Genomic DNA, 25,646 nt, shown 5'->3' with positions numbered 1-25,646 from the left:
GGAATCCATATATTGTGGCGGATTATACCCAATCGGGATCGGTTATTGGTCTACTTTTTGACAAGGAAGACAAGCGGCAACAAGGCAGCGGATAAAGTAGCACTCCCCTTGAACACGCGATACCAACTATCAAGAGGGATTTACAGGATCGTCTCTGCTGCTGAAGAAAGGGTTAAACTCTCCACCAGCCGGGCCAAAGGCATAGGTTTACCAAATTGGTAACCCTGCGCATAATCCACCCCCAGCAGCTCCAGACGCCGCAAAATGGCTTCGTTTTCGACAAACTCAGCAACTGTCTGCTTACCCATTTTCTTGGCCAGATCGTTAATGGCTTTCACCATGGCAAAATCGACTTCATCATCGGCAATGTCACGGACGAACATACCGTCAATTTTGATCAGATCAACGGGCAGGCGTTTCAGGTAACCAAAGGATGACAGACCGGCGCCGAAATCATCCAGCGAAATCAGGCACCCCAGCGCTTTCAGCTGAGTGAATAACTCAATGGCTTCACTCATGTTGCCGATCGCGGCGGTTTCGGTAATTTCCAGACACAGCTTACTGGCCGGCACACTGGATTGGCTAATACGCGCCAGCAGAAAATCGACAAAATCAGGATTGCCCATCGACTGTCCGGACAGGTTAACCGAACACAGCTTGAGCGACGCAACGGCTTCCGGGTGTGCTTCCAGCCAAAGGAGAACCGCGTTAACCACATACCGGTCGATCAGATGTGCCAGGTTGTAGCGTTCAGCTGCTGGCATAAACAGCCCGGGCGGTACCATTGCCCCGTCGCTGCTGCGCATCCGGATCAGAATTTCATAGTGATGACCGGCGGACGCCGTTGCCAGCGGTGCAATAGCCTGAGCATAGAGTTCAAACCGCTGTTCATCAAGCGCACGCCGGATATGGTTGACGTACGCCATTTCCCGCTCGCGCCGTTGCAATTCTTCATCATCCGGACGGTACAAATGCAGGCGGTTGCGGCCTTCATCTTTGGCGGCATAACACGCCGTATCGGCCTGGGCATGCACCTGCTGAGGGGAACCGGCAGTATCATCAATCAACCGGATGCCGATCGAGGCACTCAGGCTAAAACGGGTGTTCTGCCAGTAGAACTCGCTTTCTTCCAGCAGATGCAGGATTTCCGCGCCCAGACGCAGCGCTCCTTCCACTTCACAATGGCTGAGAATGATGGCAAATTCATCGCCGCCCAGCCGTGCCAGCGTCGCCTTATGCGGCATAATCCCCCGCAGCAGCCAGGCCACTTGCTTGAGCGCTTCATCGCCGGCTTCGTGGCCTGCCGTATCATTAATGACTTTAAACTGATCGAGATCCAGATAGAGCATGGCATGACGGGCACCTTTGTCTCTGGCTTCGGATAACGACACGTCAAGCTGGCGCTCGAAATAGCTGCGGTTGAACAAGCTGGTCAGGTAGTCATGATTTGCCTGGTATTCGAGTTTGGCTTCCAGCTCGCGGGTACTGGTAATGTCTTCACCGACCAGCAGCAACTGATGCTGAGATACGGAAGATCGTATGGTTTCCCGAATCCAGACCGCTTTGCCGCTGGCACTGGTATAGCGCAGCTGGCGCCGCCAGACGTTCTGGTCATCTTTGCCCTGATGGGCCGAAATAAAATGCTGGGGGATCTCTTCATCGTCCAGGTAAAAGTCGGTCACTTTATGGCCCAGCATTTCCCGCTTGCTGTAGCCCAGTAACTCAGTGGCAAACTGATTCACAGACTGAATGCGGCCGTGCTGATTGATCGCCAGCAAGATCACCGGCTGCTGTTCGTAGAGCAGGCGGTAGCTGATTTCCCGTTCCCGCAGTTTTTCTTCCATATGATGGCGGGAAGTCACATCCCGGGCTTCAAGCAGTAACTGCCCCTCGACACCGTCAGTATGGGGCAGGGGTTTGATGGAGATATCCAGTATCCGCGTGCCGTCTTCACTGCTGTTGATACCGGTTTCAAATCTCACCAGCTGGCTGCTGGTCGCCGAAAGGAAAGACTGTTTTAGCTGCTCTGTGCTGGTCCGCTCCCAGCAGCCCCAGTCCCAGAATGGGCGGTCATATTTGATCACTGAGCGGCCGAGCAAATCCTGCAGCGCCAGATTGGCCGATTGCAGCTGACCGTTCGGGTGCAAGATGGCAATGAACTGGAAACTCTGGTCAAACACCCCTTCGAACATTGTCCGGCTTTGGGTCAGTTTTCTTTCACTGCGCCGCAGGCGCCGGATAATCACAATCAGCAGCAGGATCACCGAGAGCATCACCGCCAGCACCAGACTGAACAGCCTGACCTGACCGGCGTACTTGTCAAACCAGCTCAGCGGCCGGTTCACCAGCGACACCTGCTCCTTGTCCACAGTCACATTCCAGCGTTGCATGGCCGGGTAATTAAACATTACCTGGCGGGGACTGTTCCGGAACACTGGATAATGAGTATTCGTATCGTTCAGCACCTGCTTTAACAACTGCCCCAGTATCATGCCCTGATCGTAACCGCGGCTGACCACCCCACCCAGTGCGCCGTCCTCCAACAGAAAACGGTAGGACACATACACAGGCACGCTGGCCTTGCGGGTCAGGGTCTGCATCAGCTCACGGCCCGACATATACACCCCGTTACCATCAACAAAATAACTGAGGAAAATAATCGCAGAATCAGGCGGTAACTGGCCGACTACCTCAAACAAGTCGGCAAACGACTGCGGACTGAGATAGGTGTAATCCAACTCAGGATGCTGGCTGAGATAGCGCTGGGCATCCTGCCAGAGCTCACGCCCGGTTGCGGTGTGATCGGTAATAAAATAATACTGCCGGACATCGGGCTGAATGGTCTGAATTAAATTAATATTGGCCGACACATCATTGGCTTCCAGTACACCACCAATCCGGGTCAGATTGGCATGCTTGGCGGGCTTGTAGGTATTAATGCCCGACATCAGCACAGGCGTCGGGCCGATTTCATCTGACAGCTGATTGACCAGCCACAAGGCGTTATCGTCGGTCACCAGGATGGCATCAAACTTTTCACTGCTGAGTTTGGCACGGTATACATCCACCAGCTGATCCAGATACCAGGGCGACTGGTAGCGTTTGCTGTCCATATAATCGACCTGCAGACGCACCGATTCAGAACGCAGGGCGGCTTCCAGCCCAGCCTGTTGGGCATCCGTCCATTGCATACCTTGATGATAGGAATGAATCACCAGCACATTAGCTTCAGCCAGCGCCAATCTGGGTATGACTAGTACCAGTAGCAAGAGAACTAAGCGCATGAAGAGACAGTGATATCCTTTATTTATGCCGTGATTGTGATCCGATCCTAATCCGTGCGTCATGAGTCGAGCCAGTATATGATGCAGTAGTTGCGAACTACCACGGAAAGATGCCATGACCCCGCTACCTCGTCTTGATGATTTAGACCGAGATATTCTGAATGCCCTGATGCACGATGCCCGGATCCCGTATGCCGAAATGGCCAAGCGCTTCAATGTCAGCCCGGCCACCGTCCATGTCCGTGTCGAAAAAATGCGCGCCGCCAACATCATTACTGGAACTGAAGTGATTATCAACCCTAAGCTTCTGGGATATGACGTCTGCTGCTTTATTGGTATCAATCTGAATGCGGCCAGAGATTATCATTCCGCTCTGGCAAAACTCAATGAACTCGACGAAGTGGTGGAAGCCTACTACACCACAGGGGCCTACAATATATTCGTCAAGCTGATGTGCCGCTCGATTGAAGAGCTGCAGTATGTGCTCATTGACAAGCTCCAGGCCATTGATGAAGTGCAATCGACAGAAACCCTGATCTCGCTGCAAAACCCGATCAATCGCAACGTTAAGCCCTGATCATCAGGCAAGAAAAAAGCGAGCCGGGCTCGCTTTTCTGAGGCGTTTACTTTCTGTCGGCCACACTGGCCTGACGTTCTGCAGCTTCCGCCGCCAGCCATTCGGCCACCGACTTGGCAAAGTAAGTCAGAATACCGTCAGCACCGGCACGCTTGAAGCACAGCAGAGATTCCATCACGGTTTCTTTTTCTTTCAGCCAGCCATTCTGGATCGCCGCCATGTGCATGGCATACTCCCCTGAGACCTGATAGGCAAACGTCGGCACCTGCAGTTCTGTCTTCACCCGACGCACCACATCCAGATAAGGCATACCTGGTTTCACCATCACCATGTCCGCTCCTTCCTGCACATCCATCGCCACTTCATGCAATGCTTCATCGATGTTGGCCGGATCCATCTGGTAGGTTTTCTTATCGCCGCCTTTGAGGTTGCTCGCCGAGCCGACCGCATCACGAAACGGGCCGTAATAGTTAGACGCGTACTTGGCTGAATACGCCATGATCTGAGTATGGATATAGCCGGCTTCTTCTAACGCTTCGCGGATGGCGCCGATACGGCCATCCATCATATCAGACGGTGCCACGACGTCCGCACCGGCTTCAGCGTGTGACAAGGCCTGCTTGACCAGTACTTGCGTCGTTTCATCGTTGATCACATAGCCGTTGTCATCAATGATGCCGTCCTGACCGTGGGTGGTGAACGGGTCCAGTGCCACATCCGTGATCACTCCCATCTGGGGTACATGCTCTTTCAGCAGACGCACCGCGCGCTGTACCAGGCCTTCAGGGTTATAGGCCTCGGCGGCGCAAACACTCTTGAAGTCCTGCGACACCACAGGGAACAAGGCAATGGCCGGCACACCCAGCTTGGACAGGTACTCAGCTTCCAGCAGCATCAGATCAATTGACAGACGCTCCACACCCGGCATGGATTCCACCGGCTCACGGCGGTTTTTACCCAGCAGGATAAACATGGGATAGATCAGGTCGTTTACTGAAATCTGATTTTCTGCCGTCAGTCGGCGACTGAAATCTTGCTTGCGCACACGGCGCATACGACGGGCCGGAAATGCCCCCTGAATAGATACAGACACTGCTCACTCCTTGTTGGTTATGCGGCAACGCGTACCGCAGTCAATCACAGTTGCGCTTCATATTATCATCGAACAAAGGTTTACGCTGGCTCGATCTGAAAAAATGCCCGGGTTGTTGAAAAAGCCGCCGCCATGCACTCCTCGGGCGACTGTTGCCGGCACGCTGCCACCGCTTGTGCGATATGGGGTAAATACGCCGGTTCATTGCGGCTGGACTTGGGCTTGGGCCGCAGATCGCGCGGCAGCAGATAAGGACAGTCCGTTTCTATCATCAGCCGGTTGCCCGGAATATGCCGCACGATATTGCGCAACTCGGTGCCCCGGCGCTCGTCGCAGATCCAGCCGGTGATACCAATGTGCAGATCCAGCGCCAGGCAATCTTTCAGCTCCTGCTCACTGCCGGTAAAGCAATGCAGCACCGCCGCCGGCAGTTTATCGCGCCAGGGTTTGAGTATCGCCAGAAAGCGCTCATGAGCATCCCGGCAATGCATGAACACCGGCTTTTTCAGCTCAGCCGCCAGCGCCAAATGCGCCTCAAAAACAGCTTCCTGCTGTGGGCGGGGCGAAAAATCACGGTTGAAATCCAGACCGCATTCGCCAAGCGCGACCACAGCCGGATCGGCCGCCAGTTCGCGAATCGCAGGCAGAGAGAAGTCCGACACCGATTTGGCATCGTGCGGGTGCACACCAGCGGTACTGAAGCAGTAGCCCGGCCACTGATGCGCCATCGCCAGCGCCTGCCGGCTCTCATCTTCACTGGTGCCGGTCAGGATCAGGGCGGTAACACCAGCCTGCTGCGAACGGGCGATGACAGCTTCCCTGTCTTTATCAAAACGGCTGTTGGTCAGGTTGACGCCAATATCTATCATCACTGTGCTATCCGCAGAAAAAGAACCCCATTCTACACACCGGGTGGTGACAAAGAAAAACCGCGGAAACAAAAACAGCCGCACCGGGCGGCTGTTTTTCAGCAATCAGTCAGCAAAAAGAGGCTCAGTCTTCTTCGGACGGCGCCTGCTCATTGGCGCGAATATAGAAACGCGAGAAGAACAAGCCGACCTCAAACAGCAGGCACATAGGAATCGCCAGCAAGGTCTGGGAAATAATGTCCGGCGGGGTCAGCAGCATACCCACAACAAACGCCGCCACTATGATATAGGGCCGCTTCTGGCGCAGGCTCTGCGGATCGGTCGCGCCGGTCCAGCACAGCAGAATAATCGCCACCGGAATTTCAAAGGCGATACCAAACGCCAGGAACAGCGCCAGGACAAAGTCCAGGTAACTGGCGATATCGGTCGCCACCTGCACCCCTTCCGGGGCTATGCTGGTAAAAAAGCCGAACACCAGCGGGAACACCACAAAATACGCAAAGGCCACACCGCAATAGAACAGCAGAGAGCTGGAAAACAGCAGCGGCATTACCAGCCGGCGCTCGTGCTTGTATAAACCCGGCGCAACAAACGCCCAGATTTGATACAGGATCAGAGGCACGGCCAGAAACACAGAGGCAACCAGCGTCAGCTTGATCGGCGTAAAGAAAGGAGAGGCCACATCAGTGGCAATCATGCTGGTGCCTTCCGGCAGTCTCTCCACCAGCGGGGCCGCCAGCAGACTGTAAATGTCATTGGCAAACCACACCAGGCAGAGAAACACCACCAGGACACTCAGGATAGAACGGAGCAGCCGGTTACGCAGTTCCAGTAGATGACTGAACAAGGGCTGGGTGTCTTCCACACTCGACATGAGGCGTAATTAATCCTGTTTTTGCGATGAAGTTGGATGCGGCTGCACCGGGTCATCCTGATGATAATCCGCCGGCGGACGGTCATCTGCCGCCGCACTTTCAGGCGTGATCTGAGGCTCAGAGTCCGCCTTAGCGTAAGGGCGTTGCACCGATGCCGCGGCCTCTTTCAGCTCGTCGACTGACTTTTGCAGCTCAGGAGACAGATCTTTCATGCCCGCCTGCTCGGCCTTTTTCAAGTCCTGCTGCAGTTCGTGAATTTTCAGTTCCTGAGACAGCTCAGTCTTCACCGCACTGGCCATGTTTCTGGCCGCATTGACCCACTGAGAGACTGAACGTATCGCCACAGGCAGCCGCTCCGGTCCAAGAACGACCAGACCGACTATGGCAATTAATATCAGCTCCCAGAACCCGATATCAAACACGCGTTAAACCTGCTCTTTATCTTTTGGGTTTTTCTGTGGCTCAGCGGCCTCTTTTTTATCCGCCAGCGACTTTTGCTCAAAATCGGCATCGGCCTTATTTTTCGCTTCGTCGTCGTCACTCAGGGCTTTTTTAAAACCTTTGACCGCCGACCCTAAGTCACCGCCCATTGAGCGTAACTTTTTGGTCCCGAATAATAAGACGATGATCAGGGCAACGATTAAGAGTTGCCAGATACTGATTCCACCCATGTTTACCTTTCCTCAATAAGATTCATAAAACGCGGTGCCACACAGCAGCACAGCCGTTATTTTGTGTAAGCCCGCCAACCAAACAGCCAGCACATCGCACCAGCTGTGGCCGATACGACCGGATAAACATCCACCTGATTACTAAAAAGTATGGCAGAGCATATAATCAGCGTCGCCCCAACCCCAAAACAGAACCTGGCCTGGGCTTGCTGACGACGGCTAGTCATGAAATTGTCGTACAGTTTATCAATCCGCTGATTCATCACCTTGCCCTGGCGCAAACTGTCATAAAGAAGTTCCGGCAATTCAGGTAATTTCTCGGCCCAGAAAGGCGCCTTGTCCCGTACCGCACCAATAATGGCCTGCGGCCCGACCTGACGCGACATCCAGTCTTCCAGAAACGGCTTGGCGGTATCCCAGAGATCCAGCTGCGGATACAACTGCCTTCCTAACCCTTCAACATACAGCAAGGTTTTTTGCAGCAGCACCAGCTGAGGCTGAACTTCCATATTAAAGCGTCGTGCCGTATTGAACAGGTTCAGCAGCACGTGGCCAAAGGAGATATCTGCCAGCGGTTTCTCGAAAATTGGCTCACACACGGTACGAATCGCAAATTCAAATTCGTCGACATTGGTATCGGACGGCACCCAGCCTGAATCCACGTGCAGCTCAGCCACTTTGCGGTAATCCCGGTTAAAAAACGCCAGCAGGTTTTCCGCCAGATAGCGCTTATCTTCACGATTCAAAGTACCCACGATACCAAAATCCAGCGCAATCCACTGTGGATCAACCGGATTCTTGTGCGACACAAAAATGTTGCCCGGATGCATATCCGCATGAAAGAAACTGTCACGAAAGACCTGAGTGAAGAACACATTCACGGCTTTTTCCGACAGCAGCTTCATGTCTGTGCCGTTGGCTTTCAGTGCCTCGACATCAGACACCTGGATACCATAGATGCGTTCCATGACAAGAAGATTACTGTGCGAATAATCGGTAAATACTTCAGGCACATAGAGTGAGTCGCTGCCCTCGAAGTTGCGTCTTAGCTGAATGGCATTAGCCGCTTCACGCATCAGATCCAACTCATCGAGCAAGGTTTTTTCATATTCCCGGATCACTTCCACCGGTCGCAGGCGACGCGCCTCGGGCATAAAGCGAGACAGCAAACGGGCCATGCGGTACATGAGTTTGATGTCGGCCTGAATCACAGGCAGGATGTCCGGGCGGATCACCTTGAGCACCACTTCCCGGCCGCTCTCTTTCAGTGTAGCAGTGTGGACCTGAGCAATGGATGCCGAGGCCAGCGGCGTCTGGTCGAAATCGGCAAACCAGGTATCCAGCGGCCCGCCTAACGATTTTTCAATCTGCTTTCGGGCCAGGGCGCCGTCAAAAGGGGCTACCCTGTCTTGCAGCAACGCCAGCTGATCAGCAATGTGCGGCGGAAACAGGTCACGTCGGGTCGACATCATCTGACCGAACTTCACCCACACCGGCCCCAGCGTTTGTAACGCCAGCCGCAAACGCTCACCCAAAGGTTTGTCCGGATGCTGGTTACGGATCCAGAACAGGCTTTTTCGCATCAGTTTCGGCAGCCGGGTACGCGGATCGTCCGGCAATAAATCGTCCAGCCCGTATCGCAGCTGGACGGCAGTAATCTGGTATAGGCGCTTAATTTCGGAAAAACGGCTCATGGGCTATCAGGACGGGCTAGTGGGTTGCGCCAGCTGTTCAGCCAGCTTGTGAATCCGGGCTTCAAGACGGGCCAGTTGTGAGGCGGCTTCGTCGACCTGGTCGGCAAAATGGACAATTTCCAGCGCCGGCGGCGCCAGCCGCCATTCTTCAGTGACGATTTCGCCCAGATCGCGGCGGCGCTCACCCAGCAGGTGCTGCAGTCCCGCCAGCTTGTGCCGGGCACCGCTCACGACTGTATGGGCAACCACATCCCCGCTGTAACGAGATAAACGTTCCGCCACATCCGGCTTCAGGCCACTGAGCAGTGCGGAAAACTGCTGGGCAAGCTGAATATCCCCTTCCAGTGCCAGTTTATCGGCTTTAATCAGCTGGGTGAGATTGGCCTGCTCACGCAGTTCAGGCAGCGCGGCCAGACTCAGGGCCAGGCGGCAGTCCGCCTCGCCTTCATAGGCGGCCAGCACATCTATTTGCTGACTGAACACAAAGAACAGCTGCTTGCCGAAATCATTTATCTGCACGCTGATCACTTTGCCACGCAGACGCGCCAGACGACGCTGACTGGCCTCTTCATCTTTCAGCAAAGCATTCAGGGCGGTTTCCACCACTGCGGTGACTAAAGCATCAACTGGCATCCGGACCTCAGAATTTATAACCACGGTGCAGGGCAACAATGCCGCCCGTCAGGTTATGGAAGCGGGTTTGCTCGAAACCGGCTTCCTGCATCATAGTTTCCAGTGTGGCCTGATCCGGGTGCATGCGGATAGATTCGGCCAGATAGCGGTAGCTGTCAGCATCACCCACTACCATTTCTCCTACTCGAGGCAAAACATAGAACGAATAGGCGTCATAAACTTTTGACAGCGGCTCTATCACTGGCTTGGAGAATTCCAGCACCAGCAGGCGACCGCCTGGCTTGAGCACGCGAAACATCGAACGCAGTGCTTTGTCTTTGTCGGTGACGTTGCGCAGACAGAAACTGATGGTAATGCAGTCAAAGTAGTTATCCGGGAACGGCAGCTCTTCGGCATTGGCCTGCACATAGGCCACGTTACCGACGATACCGCGATCGCGCAGCTTGCTGCGGCCCACTTTGAGCATAGAGTTATTGATGTCAGCCAGCACGACCTGACCGTCTTCACCGACCATACGCGAAAACTTGGCCGTCAAATCGCCAGTACCGCCACCCAGATCCAGCACCCGCTGACCCCGGCGTACGCCGCTGCAGTCCACAGTGAAACGCTTCCAGATACGATGGATACCCATAGACATCAGGTCGTTCATCAGATCGTATTTGTCCGCAACCGAGTGAAACACTTCCGCGACCAGCTGTGCTTTCTCATCTTTAGCGACCTCGCGGTAGCCAAAATCAGTGGTATTTGTGGGTTCAGTCATGCTCGTTCCATCAATTCTCATCTAATTGCCGTAGTTTACTTGAAGCGCTAAGGTGTGTCATTCACCGTCTCGGTCAGCCTGTGGGCAGTATCACTGTCACGCTGGGCCTGCTCGGTCAGCGCCTGGGGTAAATCCCGTTTCACTTCAACGCCCAGTTGCTTAAAGCTTTCAGCCTGACGGATAATATTGCCCCGTCCGGTCGCCAGCTTGTTCATTGCCCCCTGATAGCTCTGGCTGGCTTTCTCCAACGCCGAGCCGACATTGTCCATGTCGGCCACAAACAGCCTCAGCTTGTCGTACAGCTTGCTGGCCCGTTCCGCTATCTGTTTGGCATTCTGATTTTGCCTTTCATTGCGCCACAAGTTATTGATGGTGCGCAAAGCCACCAGCAATGTGGTCGGACTGACCAGCATAATATTGCTGTCCATGGCATCGCGGATAAGCGTAGGGTCAGCTTCTACTGCGGTCTGGAACGCCGGCTCAACCGGTATGAACATCAGCACATAATCCAGACTGCGGACGCCGTCCAGTTGATGGTAATCTTTGCGGCTCAGACCACGGATATGGCTGCGCAGAGAGACCAGATGGTCGCTGAGGGCCTTGTCGCGCTCCTCCTGGCTTGGGGCATGAAAATAACGCTCATAGGCAACCAGCGACATTTTGGCGTCGACCACTACGTCTTTATCCTGCGGCAGGTGTACTACCACATCCGGCTGATAGCGCTTACCGCTGTTGTCTTCCAGATTCACCTGAGTGTGGTATTCGTGGCCTTCCCGCAGACCGGACTCACTCAGCACCCGCGCCAGTACCACTTCGCCCCAGTTACCCTGCGCTTTGTTATCACCTTTCAGCGCTTGGGTCAGATTGACGGCCTCACGAGCCATCTGTTCATTAAGCTGCTTCAGACTGTTGATTTCATGGACCAGCGTATGCCGCTCTCTGGCCTCATTGCTGAAACTGTCGTTGATCTGCTTGCGAAAACCTTCCAGTTGCTCCTTGAGCGGACTGAGCAGGCCATCCAGACTCAGCTTGTTCTGCGCGTCCACGCTGCGGCTTTTTTGTTCGAACAGCCGGTTGGCCAGACTCTCAAACTGCTGCTGAAGCCGGTTCTCGGCATTTTCCAGCAGGGTGATTTTTTCCTGCGCGGCCTTTTGCTCTTCACGGTAACGGGTTTGCAGCTCACGCAAATCGGCAGCCAGGCCGGATTCCGCCTGGCGGGTTGCCTCCAGACGCTCAGTCAGTTTCAGGTTTTCCTGCCTTAACGTTTCCAGGTAACGCAGTTTTTCTACCGCCGCCGCCAGCCGGGCGTGCATCTGCCGCAGTTCATTACTGAGGCGATCACGCTCGACATCCAGGCTATCGAGTTCCTGTTGCTGCTCTTGCAGATCGTGACGGAGTTGCAGCTCCTGCTGCTGGGCCAGCCGGGTTTCTGCTGCCAGTTGCTGCTGCCAGATCGCCGCCTGCTGCCGTAAACGTCCCTGAAACCACAGGGCCGTGGCACCGCCAGCGGTCGTCGCACCGGCAATCGCTGCCGCCAGCCACTGGCCGTTATCACTGAGCCATTCACCCATCATAGATCTGTTTCCTGCATGCTTTTGTATTTATACAATAAGGCTAAAAAGATACTGGATAAATGTCCAGATATTGTCATCAATTAAGGCACGCTGATACCGAATTTCAGACTGGCTGAGTAAGCGCAAATGGCATAAACTGGCCCCTTTATGACGGGCAGCGGTTCACCCTGCCAGTCACACTGACACCAGCAGCAGGAAGCCGCAGTATGCAGGAAAAGAAAGCGATCGGGTTCGGCCTCGCCGCCGTGCTCTTATGGTCGACCGTCGCCACCGCCTTCAAGATCACCCTCGATTACTTTTCGCCGATCCAGATGGTGGCGGCGGCCAGTTCGGTATCAGCCATCGCCTTGCTCGCCATCGCCGGTTATCAGGGCAAACTGAATCAGCTGTTACCTACCCTGCGTACCCGACCGCTGTATTACCTGATGCTCGGATGGATCAATCCCTGTATCTATTATCTGGTGCTGTTTAAAGCCTATGATTTACTGCCGGCCTCTCAGGCCCAGCCGCTTAACTACAGTTGGGCCATCACGCTGACACTGATGGCAGCCCTGTTCCTCGGCCAGAAAATTCGCCCGCAGGACTGGGTGGCCTGCTTATGCGGTTACCTGGGTGTGGTGGTGATTGCCACCAAAGGCGACATCATGGCCTTGCAGTTCGACAGCCCGCTGGGTGTGGCACTGGCGCTGGTGTCCACCCTGCTGTGGGCGCTGTTCTGGATTATCAACACCAAAAACCAGGCCGATCCCGTGGTCAGTGTGTTGCTGGGCTTCGTGCTGTCGCTGCCTTTCTCCATCGGTTTGAGCTTGTACATGGGCGGCTGGCAGCCCATTCCGTGGCAAGGCTGGCTGGCGGTCAGTTATGTCGGCCTGTTTGAAATGGGAATCACCTTTGTGCTCTGGCTCAATGCCATGAAGCTGACTCGCAATACCGCCAAACTGAGCAATCTTATTTTCCTGTCACCTTTTATCTCGCTGATCCTGCTGGCAACCATTATCGGTGAAACCATTCATCCGGCGACCCTGGTCGGGCTGGTGATGATCATCATAGGCCTGCTGATCCAGCAATGGCGGGGCAAAGCCAACGACGCCAGCGCCTCCTGCTGATCCCTTATCTGCAAACGAAAAAAAGCCTGTCACAGCAGTGACAGGCCAAGCGAGAGTTCAAAAGGGTTGTCGAGACCCAGCGCCTTTTTCAGGCGTCTAGTTATGAGCTAAAAATCTGACGCATACGGTTAATCCTGCGCCGGTGCCGGATGCCACTGGCGGCCTTTACGTGATAACAATATCAGCAGCCCGGGTAGCAGCAGCAACATCTGAAAGGTCAGCAATAATGGCGGGGACAGCTCCATCCGCTGGGTCAGACTGACCATCAGGCCGGCACCGCTCATCTGGAACAGACCCAGCATTGCCGCTGCGGTACCCGCTCTGTCACCGAATGGTGCCAGCGCTTTACCGGCCGCCGAACCGAGCACGAAGGCAAAACCAAATGAGCTCATAAAGATGGGCACCATAAAGGCCCATGCCGCTGAGATATCTTTCAGTGCCAGCATCATCACGCCAGAGATCACCAGCATCGCCAGCCCCGACATCAGGGTGCGGCGGGTACCCATCTTATCCATACATTTCGGCGCTACCATGCAGGCAATAATGTTCAGCACCGCATTGACACCAAACCAGGCCGTAAACTGTCCCATATCCAAGCCCAGATGCACCATCAGCCACATAGGCGCAGAGGTCACATAAGCCAGAATTACCGCCATTGCCAGCATAGACATTGAGGCATGGAAGACAAAAACCGGCTCACGCAGGACAGAAAAGTACCGTGACGGACTGAACATCGCGCCGCTGACAAAGGTCTCCGCCGGACGGGTTTCACGGAAAAACACACTCAGCAGGCCACCGGCCACCAGCGCAAACCCGGCCATAAAGCTGAAGTTAGCGCGCCAGCCAAACTCATGGGTCAGCCAGGAACCCAATAAAGGTGCCAGTGCCGGAATAAAACAAATCGCCCCGTTCAGATAGCTGATCATCCGGCCACTGCGTTCAGGACCAAAGCTGTCACGGGCTGCCGCAAACGCTGCCACTGAAGTGGCGCAAGCGCCGAAGCCCTGCAGAAAACGCGCGAGCAGCATGATATCCAGCGACTGGGCGGTATAAGCCAGTGCCGAGCTGAAGGCGTACACGGTGACACCGATCAGCGCAATCGGGCGACGGCCGAAACGGTCTGCCAGCGGCCCGGCAAAAACCTGTCCCAGTCCTAAACTGAACATGAACCAGGTGACGGTATCCTGCACCAGAGTCGGGTCGACGGCAAAACTGTCAGCCATAGCAGGCAAAGCAGGCAGATAAATATCGATGGCCAGCGGGCTGAACAGCACCAGCAGGACCATTAACGCCACAATACGGCGGTGAGACGTTGTCGTTTCAGGCTTCATTCACTCGGTTTCCTATCAGAAGACGGCGCCAGTCTACGGCCTTAGTGATATGAATCAAAATGGTTTATATTCACTACTAAAATTCCATATCAGAATATCACTGCTAAAGTAACGGACATATTATGACTGTTGATAAATTAGCCCGCCTCGATCTCAACCTGCTGGTTTGCCTCCATGTCCTGCTGCAGGAATGCAGCGTGACCCGGGCTGCCCAGCGTTTATTTCTCAGCCAGTCGGCGGTGAGCAAAAGCCTGGCCAGGCTGCGCGAGCAATTCGATGACGCACTGTTTGTCCGCAGTGCCCACGGCCTGCTGCCCACCCCGCGCGCCAAAGTGCTGCAGCCGGTGCTGGAAAAACTGCTTCAGGATATTGAAAACCTGACCGAACCGACTGAGTTTGTACCGCAAAACAGCCACCGCCACTTCAAAATGTCGCTGGTAGAGAGTGCCTATCCGCTGTTAATGCCGCGTTTTCTCGGCGAAATCTTCAGTCAGGGCCCCAACATACTGCTCGATACCCATGCCTGGGAGCCGGACACCTTCGACAAGATGCTGCGCGGGGAAATCGACTTCGGCATTACCGGCAAGGATCTCAATCCACACGACGCCCAGCTCACCCTGATGCCGCCCAAAGGGATCATTTTTCAGGAACTTCACCGCGATACCCAGCGCTGTATTGTTCGCCCCGGCCACCCAGTACTGGCGCTGGTTGAGCAGGGCGAGTGGACTCAGGCCAATTATCTGCTGCAGCGCCATATTCAGGTGCGCTGCGGCCGCGATGACCGCTGGCTGCTGGATTACAAGCTGGCGGAACAAGGCTTGCAGCGCGACATCGCCATGTATGTGCCAGACTTTAATAGTGCCGCCAGCTTGTGTACCCATACGGATCTGATTTTTACGGCACCGAGCCATTTTGCCGACTATGTCGCCGCTCAGCTCAACCTGGTGGTGCTGCCGCTGCCCACACCGCTGCCGGCAATGGCCTACACCCTGTTCTGGCCACAACATCAAGAGAATGATCCTGGCCATTGCTGGTTACGCCAGATAATCATTAACGGATGCCGCGAATTGTCCAGTCGATAATTGCAGCCTCTCATTAAAAGCGCTACCGTTACCGGATCGGCCTGCTGCTGCCGTCAGGGTGACCAAGGGGCAGGTTTAGAGCATCCCCATTCGGATGACAACAACAGAAAGGAATATAGACAGATGCAATCAGTGATCTCACAACGCGTGGCACAGATTCGCCAGTGGCTGGAAGCGGAACAGCTTGACGCCCTGGTGATTCCGCATGAAGACGAATACCTGGGCGAATACATTCCCGAACACAACGAGCGCCTGTTATGGGCCACCGGATTTACCGGTTCTGCCGGCGCAGCGGTGATCGGCCGTGACAAAGCGGCTATGTTCGTCGATGGCCGCTATGTGGTTCAGGTTCGCAAGCAAGTGCCGGGCGATGTGTTTGAATACCGTCATCTGATCGAAGAGCCACCAATGCACTGGGTGCAGGAGCATTTGCCGGCCGGCAGTAAAATTGCAGTTGATCCCCGGCTGCACAGCGGTGCCTGGCTGGCACGCGTCCAGCAACATCTCGACAAAGATCAGCAGCTGGTGCTGATCAGCAGTAATCCGATCGACGACCTGTGGCACGACCGTCCGGCCCCGACTCTGTCCGATGCCAGACTGATGGGCCTGGATTTTGTCGGCCAGAGCAGCCAGGACAAACGTGCCGGCATTGCGACCAGCCTGCAGAAACAAAAAGCCGATGCCGTACTGCTGACCCAGCTCGACAGCATCGCCTGGCTGCTCAACGTGCGCGGCAGCGATGTGCATTGCCTGCCGGTACTGCTGTCAGCAGCGATTGTGCATCAGGATGCCAGCGTCGATTTCTTTATCGATCAGGCCCGCCTGCCTGCTGAGTTTGCGGCGCATGTTGGTGAAGGTGTCCGCGTTCAGGCCCCTGAAACCCTGAAAAATAGCCTGACAGCCCTGAGCGGCAAGCGGGTGCTGCTTGATCCGGCCACCAGCAATGCCTGGGCCGGGCAGACACTGCGCGACGCCGGCGCGGTTATTATCGAAGGGGCTGATCCCTGTATGCTGCCAAAAGCCGCGAAAAACCCCACCGAAGTGGCCGGTATGAAAGCCAGTCACATCCGCGATGGTGTCGCCGTGTCCAGATTCCTGGCCTGGGTCGACCGTCAGGTGGCGGCCGGCAACCTGCTGGACGAAGCGACACTGGCCGATCAGTTGTGGCAGTTCCGCATCCAGGATCCGAGCTGCACTGACGTCAGCTTTGACACCATTTCCGCGGCTGGCGGCAACGCTGCCATGTGTCACTACAACCACAACAACCAGCCTGAGCCGGGCGTTCTGCAAATGGACAATGTCTATCTGGTCGATTCAGGCGGTCAGTACCCCGACGGCACCACAGATATCACCCGCACCATTGCCATTGGCAATCCTGACGCCGAAGTGAAGCAAACCTTCACTCTGGTTCTGAAGGGTCATATTGCTCTGTCGACCGCCCGCTTTCCCCGCGGCACAACAGGATCTCAGCTCGATGCCCTGGCGCGCCAGCACCTGTGGGCCCATGGCTTTGATTTCGACCACGGTACCGGCCACGGTGTCGGCCATTTCCTGAACGTGCATGAAGGGCCGCAGCGTATTTCAAAAGCACCGAATCCGACCGCCCTGCTGCCGGGTATGGTGCTGTCCAACGAACCGGGTTACTACCGTGCCGATGCTTTTGGTATCCGTATCGAAAACCTGGAGCTGGTGGTAGAAGTGGCAACCGAGGGCGACATGACAGTACTGGGCTTCGAGTCGCTGACCCGTGCCCCGATTGACCGCCGCCTGGTGGATCTCAGCTTGATGACAAAGACAGAGCTCGACTGGCTGAACCGTTACCATCAAACCGTGTTCGATGTCATCAGCCCTTCTCTGCAGGGTGAGGATCTGAGCTGGCTGCAGCAAGCCACGGCACCGCTCAGTCGTTAACACTGAAATCTATTGATCTTCACACTCTCAGCCCGGCCATGTATGCGCTGGGCTTTTTTATCACTGTCAGGCTCACACTTCAGTTAATCAAACACATAAAAGCCAGAACACTAGTAACAACCACCACTATTGATTGTTTTCACAACATAATAATGCCGTTAGCATCCCCGATGAAATTATACTCACTAGAATTCATAAGGTTATGCTATGAAAAAATATGTTCTCTATGCGTTAGGCTGCTTATCTTTTGCCGCCTTCGCCAATACTAATCCGCACCTGGAAAGCTATACCAAATCGGTCAGCCAGACATTAAGCAAAGGCCAGCGTGTCAACTTTACCGTTAACTTTTCCCTGCCGCCTGCTGACCGACGCCATCTGGTCACGCTGGGTTTTGATAACAATCAACCCAGCGCTATGGACTGTACAATCAGTATTTACAATGCCGCCAGCCAGAGACTGCATTATCTCGACTGTCGTCCGGGCTGGGGAGAATTACATTTTGATACGCCAAACGAGTATTATCAGAATGGCTACCGCGCCGTTATTTCCCTCTATAACGCCAACTTCAGTAAGCCGAGCCAGCGCTTCGAAGGTAACTTCCGCTTTAACTTTGGCGAAAGCAGCAGCATAGACAATGATCGCCTGCCTACCTGGTGGAAAAAAACCTATGAGGTTGTCGGGCTGGATGCCTATACCGACTACGATGGTGACGGCTTCACTCTGATGCAGGAATATTTCGGTAACAGTAAACCCAACGATGCCGCCAGCTTCCCGGATCACGATCCGGTGATCGATTTTGATGAGACACTGACCGCAGGCACCTCAATCTATGCCAGTTTTGGCACACCTGTGACCAAATGGCTGGAAATTACGCCCTACAACAATAAAAAAGTGAAGTCACTGGAATTGATCGTAGATACCACAGCCAATGCACGTAATCAGTCTGTCGTGGCCTTCTTCTACAACGAGAACAATGAACGTATTTATCCCAGCTACCTGAAATATCCATCCGGGAATTTGTCTGTCTTTTTTGACCAGCCGGTTGAAGTGCAGAAGTTGAAAGTGGAGCTGACTGCCCGTCATTACTCCTCCAATATCACCGCCCGCTATGACGCCAAAGTCAATGCTGTCTTTACCGAATAAGTAACGTAAAAAATCAGGCTGATATCATTCATCAGCCTGATTTTGTCATCAACACAAACCCGAGTGCCGACTTAGAGCGGCAGTCCGGAATAGGCGTGATGCCAGTCTTTCCACACCACCTCAAAACCGTGCTGTTTCACTGCATCGGCAACATCAGCCACGGCACGCTCATCACTGATAGCAAACTGCTCCAGCTCAGGTTCATCATCGGCATAGCCGCCAGGCTGGGTTTTGGAGCCCGCCGACATACTGGTGATCCCTAGTGGCAACACATTATCGCGAAAATGCGGCGACTCCCGGGTCGACATGGACAACTCGACTTCAGGATTAAACAGCCGGTAGGCACAAATCAGCTGCACCAGCTGGCGGTCGCTCATCACTGACTTCGGCTCCAGCCCCCCCGTGCAGGGGCGCAGGCGCGGAAAGGAAATCGAATAACGGCTATGCCAGTAAGTGCGTTCGAGATAATCCAGATGACTGGCGGTAAAAAAGCAATCTGTGCGCCACTCCTCCAGGCCAATCAGGGCACCAATGCCGATTTTGTCGATCCCGGCGCGTGCCAGCCGATCCGGCGTTGCCAACCGGTATTCAAAATCCATTTTATTGCCGCGCAGATGATGCTTGGCGTACGTCGGAGCACTGTAAGTTTCCTGATACACCATGACCGCATCCAGCCCCAGGGTTTTCAGCTCAGCATACTCGTGCTGATCCAGCGGCTGGACTTCCATCGACAGATAACTGAAGTGGCGTTTAATCGCCGGTACACATTCGCGGAAATAGGCCATGCCGACCTTGCGCTCATGCTCACCGGTGACCAACAGCACATTATCGAAGTTTAATGCCTTGATCGCCGCACATTCCCGCTCAATCTCGTCAAGATTTAACGTCCGTCGCTTGATCTTGTTTTCCATGGTAAAACCGCAATAGGTGCAGCTGTTGGCACAGAGGTTCGACAGGTACAAAGGGACATAAAACCCGATTGTCCGGCCAAAACGCTGCCGCGTCAGCGCGGCAGACTGCTGCGCCATCTGCTCGAGATACGGTTCCGCCGCAGGCGAAATCAGTGCTTTGAAATCTTCCAGATCGCGCTTTCGTCTACTGAGTGCCCGCTCGACATCTGCAGCTGTTTTACTGTAAATCGACATCCGGACATCATCCCAGTCCAGCTGCCGCCATACATCCACATAACTCATGGCGTCTCCTTACGCGCTGGCGTCTAAAAACGCAGTTAACGGGCTGGACGCCACGGCATGGCTGACTTTACCGGCCAGGCCGGCTTCGTACGCCATCCGGCCGCTCTCCACTGCCAGTTTAAAGGCCAGCCCCATCGCAACCGGATCCGCCGCTGCCGCAATCGCCGTATTCACCAGCACAGCATCTGCACCGCGTTCCATGGCTTCAGCCGCATGTGAAGGGGCGCCGATCCCGGCATCTACAATCACAGGCACCCGGGCCTGATCGATAATGATGTCGAGAAAATCACGCGATGCCAGTCCTTTATTTGAACCTATCGGTGCGCCAAGAGGCATCACAGCTGCACAGCCCACTTCCTCCAGCCGCTTACACAACACAGGGTCAGCATGGCAGTAGGGCAGCACAATGAAGCCTTGTTTGACGAGCGCTTCGGCTGCCGCCAGCGTTTCAATAGGATCCGGCATCAGGTATTTCGGGTCTGGATGGATTTCCAGTTTCAGCCAGTTTGTTCCCAAAGCTTCACGGGCCAGCTGCGCGGCAAAGATCGCTTCTTTCGCATTCTTGGCCCCCGAGGTATTCGGCAGCAGGTTAACCCCCGCTTCGCGCAGCGGGGCAAGAATGTCGTCATCACGGTTATCAATATCCACCCGTTTCAGTGCCATGGTCACCAGCTCAGAACCGGATGCTAGAATTGACTGTGCCATTATGTCCCGGCCGGCATATTTGCCCGTACCAGTAAAAAGTCGGGATGAAAAGGTTTTATCTGCAATGGTCAGCATGTCAGCCTCCTGCTATCGCTTGAAACAAGGCGATTTCATCGCCGTCATTGAGCCGCTGATCGGCCCAGAACTCGCGGCCCAAAATGGCCTGATTGAGTGCAACGGCCGTCGCATCCAGCGGCATCGCCAGCTGCTCCAGCAGCTGTTGCAACGAGCTTTGCGCCGCCAGCTGCATGGCTTTATCGTTCACCAGAACGGTTATTGTGGTCATAAAGATTCCTTACTGCATACAGGACATTGAGGGTTGGCTGGCAAGGTAAACTGCTGCCATTGCAGGCTGAGGCCGTCGAACTGGCGGAACTGGCGGACACAGAGATCACCGCTGTCGGTGATGGCTTTCACCGCCTGCAGCGCCTGAAAGGTTCCCATAATGCCGACAACAGGCCCGGCAATACCTGTCTCACTGCAATTTTGCGGTGCTTGCATTTCCCCCTGAGGAAATAAGCAGTGGTAGCAAGGCCCCTGCTGTGCGCGAAAATCAAAGCTCATCAGCTGTCCCTGCCAGCGAATCGCCGCGGCAGAGATCAGCCGCTTGCCGTGTTCAAAGCAGGCCTGATTAATGGCATGCCGGCTGACAAAGTTATCGGTGCAATCAAGCACCACATCAGCCAGACTGATTTCCATCGCCAGTTGCAGCTTGACCAGTCTGGCCGTCACTGCGCGGGCACGGATCAGCGGATTGAGCGCTTTGACCTGCGCCACGGCGGCCTGCGCTTTGCTCTCACCCTGATTATCATCACGGTAGATAATCTGGCGCTGGAGGTTAGAACGCTCGACACGATCGCCATCGGCAATCACCAGACTGCCAACGCCCGCCGCCGCCAGATATAAGGCCGCCGGCGCACCAAGTCCGCCTGCACCGATAATCAGCACTCTGGCTTGTTGCAGGGCCTGCTGGCCCTGCTCTCCGATTTCCGGTAGCTGTACCTGGCGCTGATAGCGCAAAAAAGACTCGTCTGTCAGCATGACTACCTCACCAGCTTGTCAGCAAATGCCGCCAGTGCCTGCTCGGTATCCTCAGCGGCTGTAACGGCACGCACCACAGCCACACAGGACACGCCTGTCTGCCAGACATCCGCAACATTGGTGAGATCAATACCACCAATGGCAACGGTCGGGTAACGGCCAGCCACAGTATTCAGGTGCTCTTTTAACTGAGCGACACCCTGTGGCGGAGTCGGCATGTCTTTGGTTGGGGTCGGGAAAATATGGCCGATCGCCACATAGCTGGGTGCCAGTGCCAGACCGCGTTGCAGCTCAGCTGCTGTTCGGGTTGACACCCCCAGCCGGATATCGGCCTGGCGCAGCGCATCAAGATCCGCGATATCCAGATCTTCCTGCCCCAAATGTACGCCGTAAGCACCGTGCCTGAGTGCCAGTTGCCAGTAGTCGTTAATAAACACCTGGGCGTTGTGCTCCCGGCCCAGACGAATCGCTTCAATAATCTGCGCTTCCAGCTCAGGATGGGCCGGATCTTTGATCCGCAGCTGAACGGTTTTCACCCCCAGTGGCAGCAACCTGGCAATCCAGCGGACATGGTCAACAACAGGATAGAGCGGCCCGATGCCGCCCTCCATAACAGGAAATGACGCTTGCATCACATCACTCATGCCTGCTCTTCCTCATGGCTTTTTGCCTGATGGTAGAGCTCGCTGCCCTTGTCACGAAACTCCTCCGCTTTCTGGCGCATCCCTTCCAGCGGATCATCAAGCATTTGAATCACCTGGGCGTCTTCTTGCGCTTTAGCGTAGTCCCGCACTTCCTGAGAGATCTTCATGGAACAGAATTTCGGTCCGCACATTGAGCAGAAGTGGGCTACTTTGCCCGATTCCTGTGGCAAGGTTTCATCATGGAAAGCCCGCGCGGTATCCGGGTCCAGCCCCAGGTTGAATTGATCTTCCCAGCGGAATTCGAAACGGGCTTTGGACAGGGCATTATCACGCACCTGTGCGCCCGGATGTCCTTTGGCCAGATCAGCGGCGTGGGCACACAGCTTGTAGGTGATCAGACCGGTTTTAACATCGTCTTTGTTCGGCAGACCTAAATGCTCTTTCGGCGTGACATAGCACAGCATGGCGCAGCCAAACCAGCCAATCATCGCCGCGCCTATACCTGAGGTAATGTGATCATAGCCAGGGGCAATGTCGGTGGTCAGCGGGCCTAAGGTATAAAAAGGTGCTTCATGGCAGTGCTTGAGCTGCTCATCCATGTTCTCTTTGATCAGGTGCATCGGCACATGTCCCGGGCCTTCAATCATCACCTGGACATCGTACTCCCAGGCTACCTTGGTCAGTTCACCTAAAGTCCGCAGCTCACTGAACTGGGCTTCATCATTGGCATCAGCGACCGAGCCGGGACGCAGGCCGTCACCCAGCGACAGGGAGATATCGTATTGGGCACAGATCTCGCAAATCTCGCGAAAATGCTCATACAGAAAGCTTTCTTTGTGGTGCGCCAGGCACCATTTCGCCATGATAGAACCACCGCGAGAAACAATCCCGGTTACCCGCTTGGCGGTCATAGGGACAAAGCGCAGCAGCACACCGGCGTGGATGGTAAAATAGTCAACGCCCTGCTCCGCTTGCTCCAGCAAGGTGTCTCGGAAGACTTCCCAAGTCAGGTTCTCAGCAACACCGTTCACCTTCTCCAGCGCCTGATACATAGGGACAGTCCCGATGGGCACCGGGCTGTTGCGGATGATCCATTCGCGGGTTTCATGAATATTTCGGCCCGTCGACAAATCCATCACGGTATCGCCGCCCCAGCGGGTCGACCACACCAGTTTTTCCACTTCTTCTTCAATTGAAGAGCTCACGGCCGAGTTACCAATATTGGCATTCACTTTCACCAGGAAGTTGCGGCCAATGATCATCGGCTCGGATTCCGGGTGGTTGATGTTCGACGGAATAATCGCGCGGCCTTCAGCCACTTCCCTGCGCACAAACTCGGCTGTGATGTCTTTGGGCAGATTGGCACCGAAGCTGTGTCCCGGGTGCTGCTGGTTTAGCACCTCATCACGGTATTGAGCGCGGCCCATGTTTTCCCGGATCGCGATATATTCCATTTCCGGGGTGATAATGCCCTGCCGGGCATAGTGCATCTGAGTCACACATTGGCCAGCTTGAGCACGGCGTACACGGGCTCGGTGAGCAAAACGCAGATCTTCAAGTGTATCGTCGGCCAGACGCTCTTTGGTATAGGCAGAGCTCAGTTCATCAAGCAGTTCGGTATCGCCGCGCTCCTCGATCCAGCTTTCACGCAGTTTTGGCAACCCGTTATAGATATCAATAGATTGGTCAGGATCGGTATAAAAGCCTGAAGTGTCATAAACGCGAATCGGTTCATTAGGCTCAAAGATAGGGTTGTTCTTATCGCCACCGACCAGGGAATCGGCCTGAGCGATTTCACGCATACCAACACGGATATCATCCCGGCTGCCGGTGACATAGACTTTCCGTGAATTAGGGTAGGCTTGGGTGGTGAGTGAATCAATGAATTGTTTCGCTTCCAGTCTCGCTTGTTTGCGACTCGACATAGCAATTTCCTTTTTCAAAGTTAGGGAAGTTGCTTGACGGATGGGCGCGTAAACAAGAGGCGGACACATGTAGGGCGTGTCGCATCGTCTGATACAGCAGCAGTACAAATATGGTACAGCTAGGCAGATGATTTACTCTTGTTCCCTTCGCAGATACTAATCTGATCAGGTTCAACGGATCCCGCAATGCGGTCTCAGCCAGTTGGCACTCCGACAAGTTTCAGTCAAAGAGTATAAGGAAGCATCACCCTCTCAGCAAGTCGTCTTTTTCATCCCCACATCACTACAGCGTTTTCTGCTGGCAGATCAGCACATCACACTTCAGGTGTTGCGCCAGTTCATAACGTAAATCACCCAGCCAATGTATTCCGGGTTTGTAGTTACCCGTGATCACTAAATCGACTTTGATCGTCTTCCCCAGCGCAATCAGATGTTTGGCAACATCACCATCGGCCAGATGGATAGCCGCAATCGGATGCGGTGAGTGTTTTGCCAGAGCGGACAACTGAGCCATTCTTTTCAGCTCCTGCTCGTTATGCGCCTCGTCGAGTTGTAAATCGATATCCAGAAAGCTGACATTCCCTACACCAGGTTCTACATATGCCAGATGCAGATCCGCATTATTTTGCTCTGCAATCACGCCTGCTTTTGCAACCAACTGTTTTACATTCAAATCATCAGGGTTGATTGCCAGTAAAATGGTATGGTACATACCCATAATCACCTCTACTCCTGCTAGGATTAGTGCACAATGTAAACCTTCACGTGAAAAAGCAAGTCACTCTGTGGCAGCAGGATTTACTCATGCCTTTTTCACAATAGCATGTAATAACTTTGTCACCATCAGGGCTTTCTATGAACCAACTGATTATTCTGGGCTATGTTGCTATGGGCGGGGCGCTCGGGGCCTGTTCACGCTACCTGATTGCCGAACTCTCTGTGATTTTATTAGGCAAGGGATTTCCGTACGGGACACTGGCCGTCAACATCACAGGCTCTTTGATTATGGGTATGCTGAGCTCAGCACTTAACCAGGGCATGATAGAAGCTACACCTTGGCGCCCATTGATTGGCATCGGTATGCTGGGTGCTTTAACAACTTTTTCCACATTTTCGATGGATAACCTGATACTGCTCCAGCAAGGCGCCTATATCAAAGCTGGCTTAAATATTATGCTGAACTTATCTCTGAGCCTATTTGCTTGCTTCGTTGGATTTCAGTTGCTTCAGCGTGGATAGGCGGATGAATTGCCTATTGCGTCTAAAAGGGAAGTGAGGTTCACTCCAAGCCCTAACATAGGCCTGTGAGTGAAATTGAGGCATAGAAACCCCGCCTGATGACGAGGCTTTATATTTGGCAGGGGATGACGGAGCGACCGGGCTGGCGTTCCAGCCGCCGACATCAGCGTATCATACCATTCTGGAAAATTAACTGGTCAGGTCAATCCATTGCCGCGAGCACATCTTTTTGACTCGCTGAGTGCATTGCAGAAATTGGTTCCATGCCGCGCAAACCTTATCAACAATATCGTCAT

At 54.4% G+C, this 25,646-nt stretch carries 24 protein-coding genes and 1 riboswitch; of the genes, 6 read left to right on the top strand and 18 right to left on the bottom strand.

The window, feature by feature from the left end; translation table 11 throughout:
- Positions 1-140 precede the first annotated feature (140 nt).
- The gene (locus IFO68_RS19135) at positions 141-3,284 is read right to left on the bottom strand and encodes an EAL domain-containing protein (protein WP_192017394.1); all 3,144 of its coding nucleotides are present in this window, start codon (positions 3,282-3,284) and stop codon (positions 141-143) included.
- A 115-nt stretch (positions 3,285-3,399) separates the two neighbouring features.
- Between IFO68_RS19135 and asnC the strand changes: the two genes are divergently transcribed.
- A complete protein-coding gene (gene asnC, locus IFO68_RS19130; RefSeq protein WP_027251479.1) occupies positions 3,400-3,861 on the top strand; it encodes a transcriptional regulator AsnC in 462 nt (153 codons plus the stop codon).
- A gap of 46 nt (positions 3,862-3,907) precedes the next feature.
- Here asnC and hemB read toward each other — a convergent pair whose 3' ends face one another.
- From hemB to rmuC, 9 genes are all read right to left on the bottom strand, one after another.
- Positions 3,908-4,954 (bottom strand): porphobilinogen synthase, encoded by a 1,047-nt coding sequence (gene hemB / locus IFO68_RS19125; RefSeq protein WP_192017393.1) that lies wholly within the window; start codon positions 4,952-4,954, stop codon positions 3,908-3,910.
- 80 nt (positions 4,955-5,034) lie between these two features.
- Positions 5,035-5,823: a TatD family hydrolase gene (locus IFO68_RS19120; protein ID WP_192017462.1), complete on the bottom strand. Its 789-nt coding sequence runs from the start codon at positions 5,821-5,823 to the stop codon at positions 5,035-5,037.
- A gap of 124 nt (positions 5,824-5,947) precedes the next feature.
- The gene (gene tatC / locus IFO68_RS19115) at positions 5,948-6,697 is read right to left on the bottom strand and encodes a Sec-independent protein translocase subunit TatC (RefSeq protein ID WP_046221825.1); all 750 of its coding nucleotides are present in this window, start codon (positions 6,695-6,697) and stop codon (positions 5,948-5,950) included.
- 9 nt (positions 6,698-6,706) lie between these two features.
- Positions 6,707-7,120 carry a Sec-independent protein translocase protein TatB gene (gene tatB / locus IFO68_RS19110; RefSeq protein ID WP_192017392.1) on the bottom strand — a complete coding sequence of 138 codons (414 nt, stop codon included), beginning with the start codon at positions 7,118-7,120 and terminating at the stop codon, positions 6,707-6,709.
- Between the two features lie 3 nt (positions 7,121-7,123).
- Positions 7,124-7,369, bottom strand: coding sequence for a Sec-independent protein translocase subunit TatA (gene tatA, locus IFO68_RS19105; RefSeq protein ID WP_027251474.1), 246 nt, complete (start codon positions 7,367-7,369; stop codon positions 7,124-7,126).
- Between the two features lie 56 nt (positions 7,370-7,425).
- Positions 7,426-9,063: a ubiquinone biosynthesis regulatory protein kinase UbiB gene (gene ubiB / locus IFO68_RS19100; protein ID WP_192017391.1), complete on the bottom strand. Its 1,638-nt coding sequence runs from the start codon at positions 9,061-9,063 to the stop codon at positions 7,426-7,428.
- A gap of 6 nt (positions 9,064-9,069) precedes the next feature.
- Complete coding sequence (locus IFO68_RS19095) at positions 9,070-9,696, bottom strand: ubiquinone biosynthesis accessory factor UbiJ (protein WP_192017390.1); 627 nt, start codon at positions 9,694-9,696, stop codon at positions 9,070-9,072.
- 7 nt (positions 9,697-9,703) lie between these two features.
- Positions 9,704-10,456, bottom strand: a complete 753-nt coding sequence (gene ubiE, locus IFO68_RS19090) for a bifunctional demethylmenaquinone methyltransferase/2-methoxy-6-polyprenyl-1,4-benzoquinol methylase UbiE (RefSeq protein ID WP_192017389.1) — start codon at positions 10,454-10,456, stop codon at positions 9,704-9,706.
- 47 nt (positions 10,457-10,503) lie between these two features.
- A complete protein-coding gene (gene rmuC / locus IFO68_RS19085) occupies positions 10,504-12,027 on the bottom strand; it encodes a DNA recombination protein RmuC (RefSeq protein WP_370630704.1) in 1,524 nt (507 codons plus the stop codon).
- 209 nt (positions 12,028-12,236) lie between these two features.
- On the opposite strand from rmuC, the gene IFO68_RS19080 reads away from it, so the two are divergent.
- Positions 12,237-13,136, top strand: a complete 900-nt coding sequence (locus IFO68_RS19080) for a DMT family transporter (protein WP_192017387.1) — start codon at positions 12,237-12,239, stop codon at positions 13,134-13,136.
- Between the two features lie 128 nt (positions 13,137-13,264).
- Here the strand turns inward: IFO68_RS19080 and IFO68_RS19075 are convergent, their stop codons facing one another.
- Positions 13,265-14,467: a multidrug effflux MFS transporter gene (locus tag IFO68_RS19075; protein ID WP_192017386.1), complete on the bottom strand. Its 1,203-nt coding sequence runs from the start codon at positions 14,465-14,467 to the stop codon at positions 13,265-13,267.
- A gap of 122 nt (positions 14,468-14,589) precedes the next feature.
- On the opposite strand from IFO68_RS19075, the gene IFO68_RS19070 reads away from it, so the two are divergent.
- From IFO68_RS19070 to IFO68_RS19060, 3 genes are all read left to right on the top strand, one after another.
- On the top strand, positions 14,590-15,549 hold the full coding sequence (locus IFO68_RS19070; RefSeq protein WP_192017385.1) for a LysR substrate-binding domain-containing protein: 960 nt from the start codon (positions 14,590-14,592) through the stop codon (positions 15,547-15,549).
- 123 nt (positions 15,550-15,672) lie between these two features.
- Complete coding sequence (locus IFO68_RS19065; RefSeq protein ID WP_192017384.1) at positions 15,673-17,460, top strand: aminopeptidase P family protein; 1,788 nt, start codon at positions 15,673-15,675, stop codon at positions 17,458-17,460.
- 207 nt (positions 17,461-17,667) lie between these two features.
- A complete protein-coding gene (locus IFO68_RS19060; protein ID WP_192017383.1) occupies positions 17,668-18,603 on the top strand; it encodes a hypothetical protein in 936 nt (311 codons plus the stop codon).
- A gap of 71 nt (positions 18,604-18,674) precedes the next feature.
- Here IFO68_RS19060 and thiH read toward each other — a convergent pair whose 3' ends face one another.
- The 7 genes from thiH to IFO68_RS19025 all read right to left on the bottom strand — a co-directional run bounded on the left by thiH (position 18,675) and on the right by IFO68_RS19025 (position 24,829).
- Positions 18,675-19,796 carry a 2-iminoacetate synthase ThiH gene (thiH, locus tag IFO68_RS19055; protein WP_192017382.1) on the bottom strand — a complete coding sequence of 374 codons (1,122 nt, stop codon included), beginning with the start codon at positions 19,794-19,796 and terminating at the stop codon, positions 18,675-18,677.
- Positions 19,797-19,805: 9 nt separating this feature from the next.
- Complete coding sequence (locus tag IFO68_RS19050) at positions 19,806-20,576, bottom strand: thiazole synthase (RefSeq protein ID WP_192017381.1); 771 nt, start codon at positions 20,574-20,576, stop codon at positions 19,806-19,808.
- Position 20,577: 1 nt separating this feature from the next.
- Positions 20,578-20,787, bottom strand: a complete 210-nt coding sequence (gene thiS / locus IFO68_RS19045) for a sulfur carrier protein ThiS (RefSeq protein WP_036758954.1) — start codon at positions 20,785-20,787, stop codon at positions 20,578-20,580.
- Complete coding sequence (locus IFO68_RS19040) at positions 20,784-21,542, bottom strand: HesA/MoeB/ThiF family protein (RefSeq protein ID WP_192017380.1); 759 nt, start codon at positions 21,540-21,542, stop codon at positions 20,784-20,786. Before IFO68_RS19040 ends, thiS begins: the two co-directional genes overlap by 4 nt.
- A 2-nt stretch (positions 21,543-21,544) precedes the next feature.
- Positions 21,545-22,186, bottom strand: a complete 642-nt coding sequence (gene thiE / locus IFO68_RS19035; RefSeq protein WP_218386325.1) for a thiamine phosphate synthase — start codon at positions 22,184-22,186, stop codon at positions 21,545-21,547.
- Entirely contained in the window at positions 22,183-24,111 is a 1,929-nt protein-coding gene (gene thiC / locus IFO68_RS19030; protein ID WP_192017379.1) for a phosphomethylpyrimidine synthase ThiC, read from the bottom strand. The genes thiE and thiC overlap by 4 nt, the downstream gene beginning before the upstream one ends.
- A 125-nt stretch (positions 24,112-24,236) precedes the next feature.
- A riboswitch (TPP riboswitch) is annotated at positions 24,237-24,334 on the bottom strand.
- A 60-nt stretch (positions 24,335-24,394) separates the two neighbouring features.
- Complete coding sequence (locus tag IFO68_RS19025) at positions 24,395-24,829, bottom strand: universal stress protein (protein WP_192017460.1); 435 nt, start codon at positions 24,827-24,829, stop codon at positions 24,395-24,397.
- 137 nt (positions 24,830-24,966) lie between these two features.
- On the opposite strand from IFO68_RS19025, the gene crcB reads away from it, so the two are divergent.
- The gene (gene crcB / locus IFO68_RS19020) at positions 24,967-25,350 is read left to right on the top strand and encodes a fluoride efflux transporter CrcB (RefSeq protein ID WP_192017378.1); all 384 of its coding nucleotides are present in this window, start codon (positions 24,967-24,969) and stop codon (positions 25,348-25,350) included.
- Positions 25,351-25,646 lie beyond the last annotated feature (296 nt).

It is taken from the genome of Photobacterium arenosum (genome assembly GCF_014841115.1).
GTDB lineage: Bacteria > Pseudomonadota > Gammaproteobacteria > Enterobacterales > Vibrionaceae > Photobacterium > Photobacterium arenosum.
The sequence above is the reverse complement of the archived record's forward strand: the minus strand, read 5'-3'. Positions and strand labels throughout refer to the sequence as shown.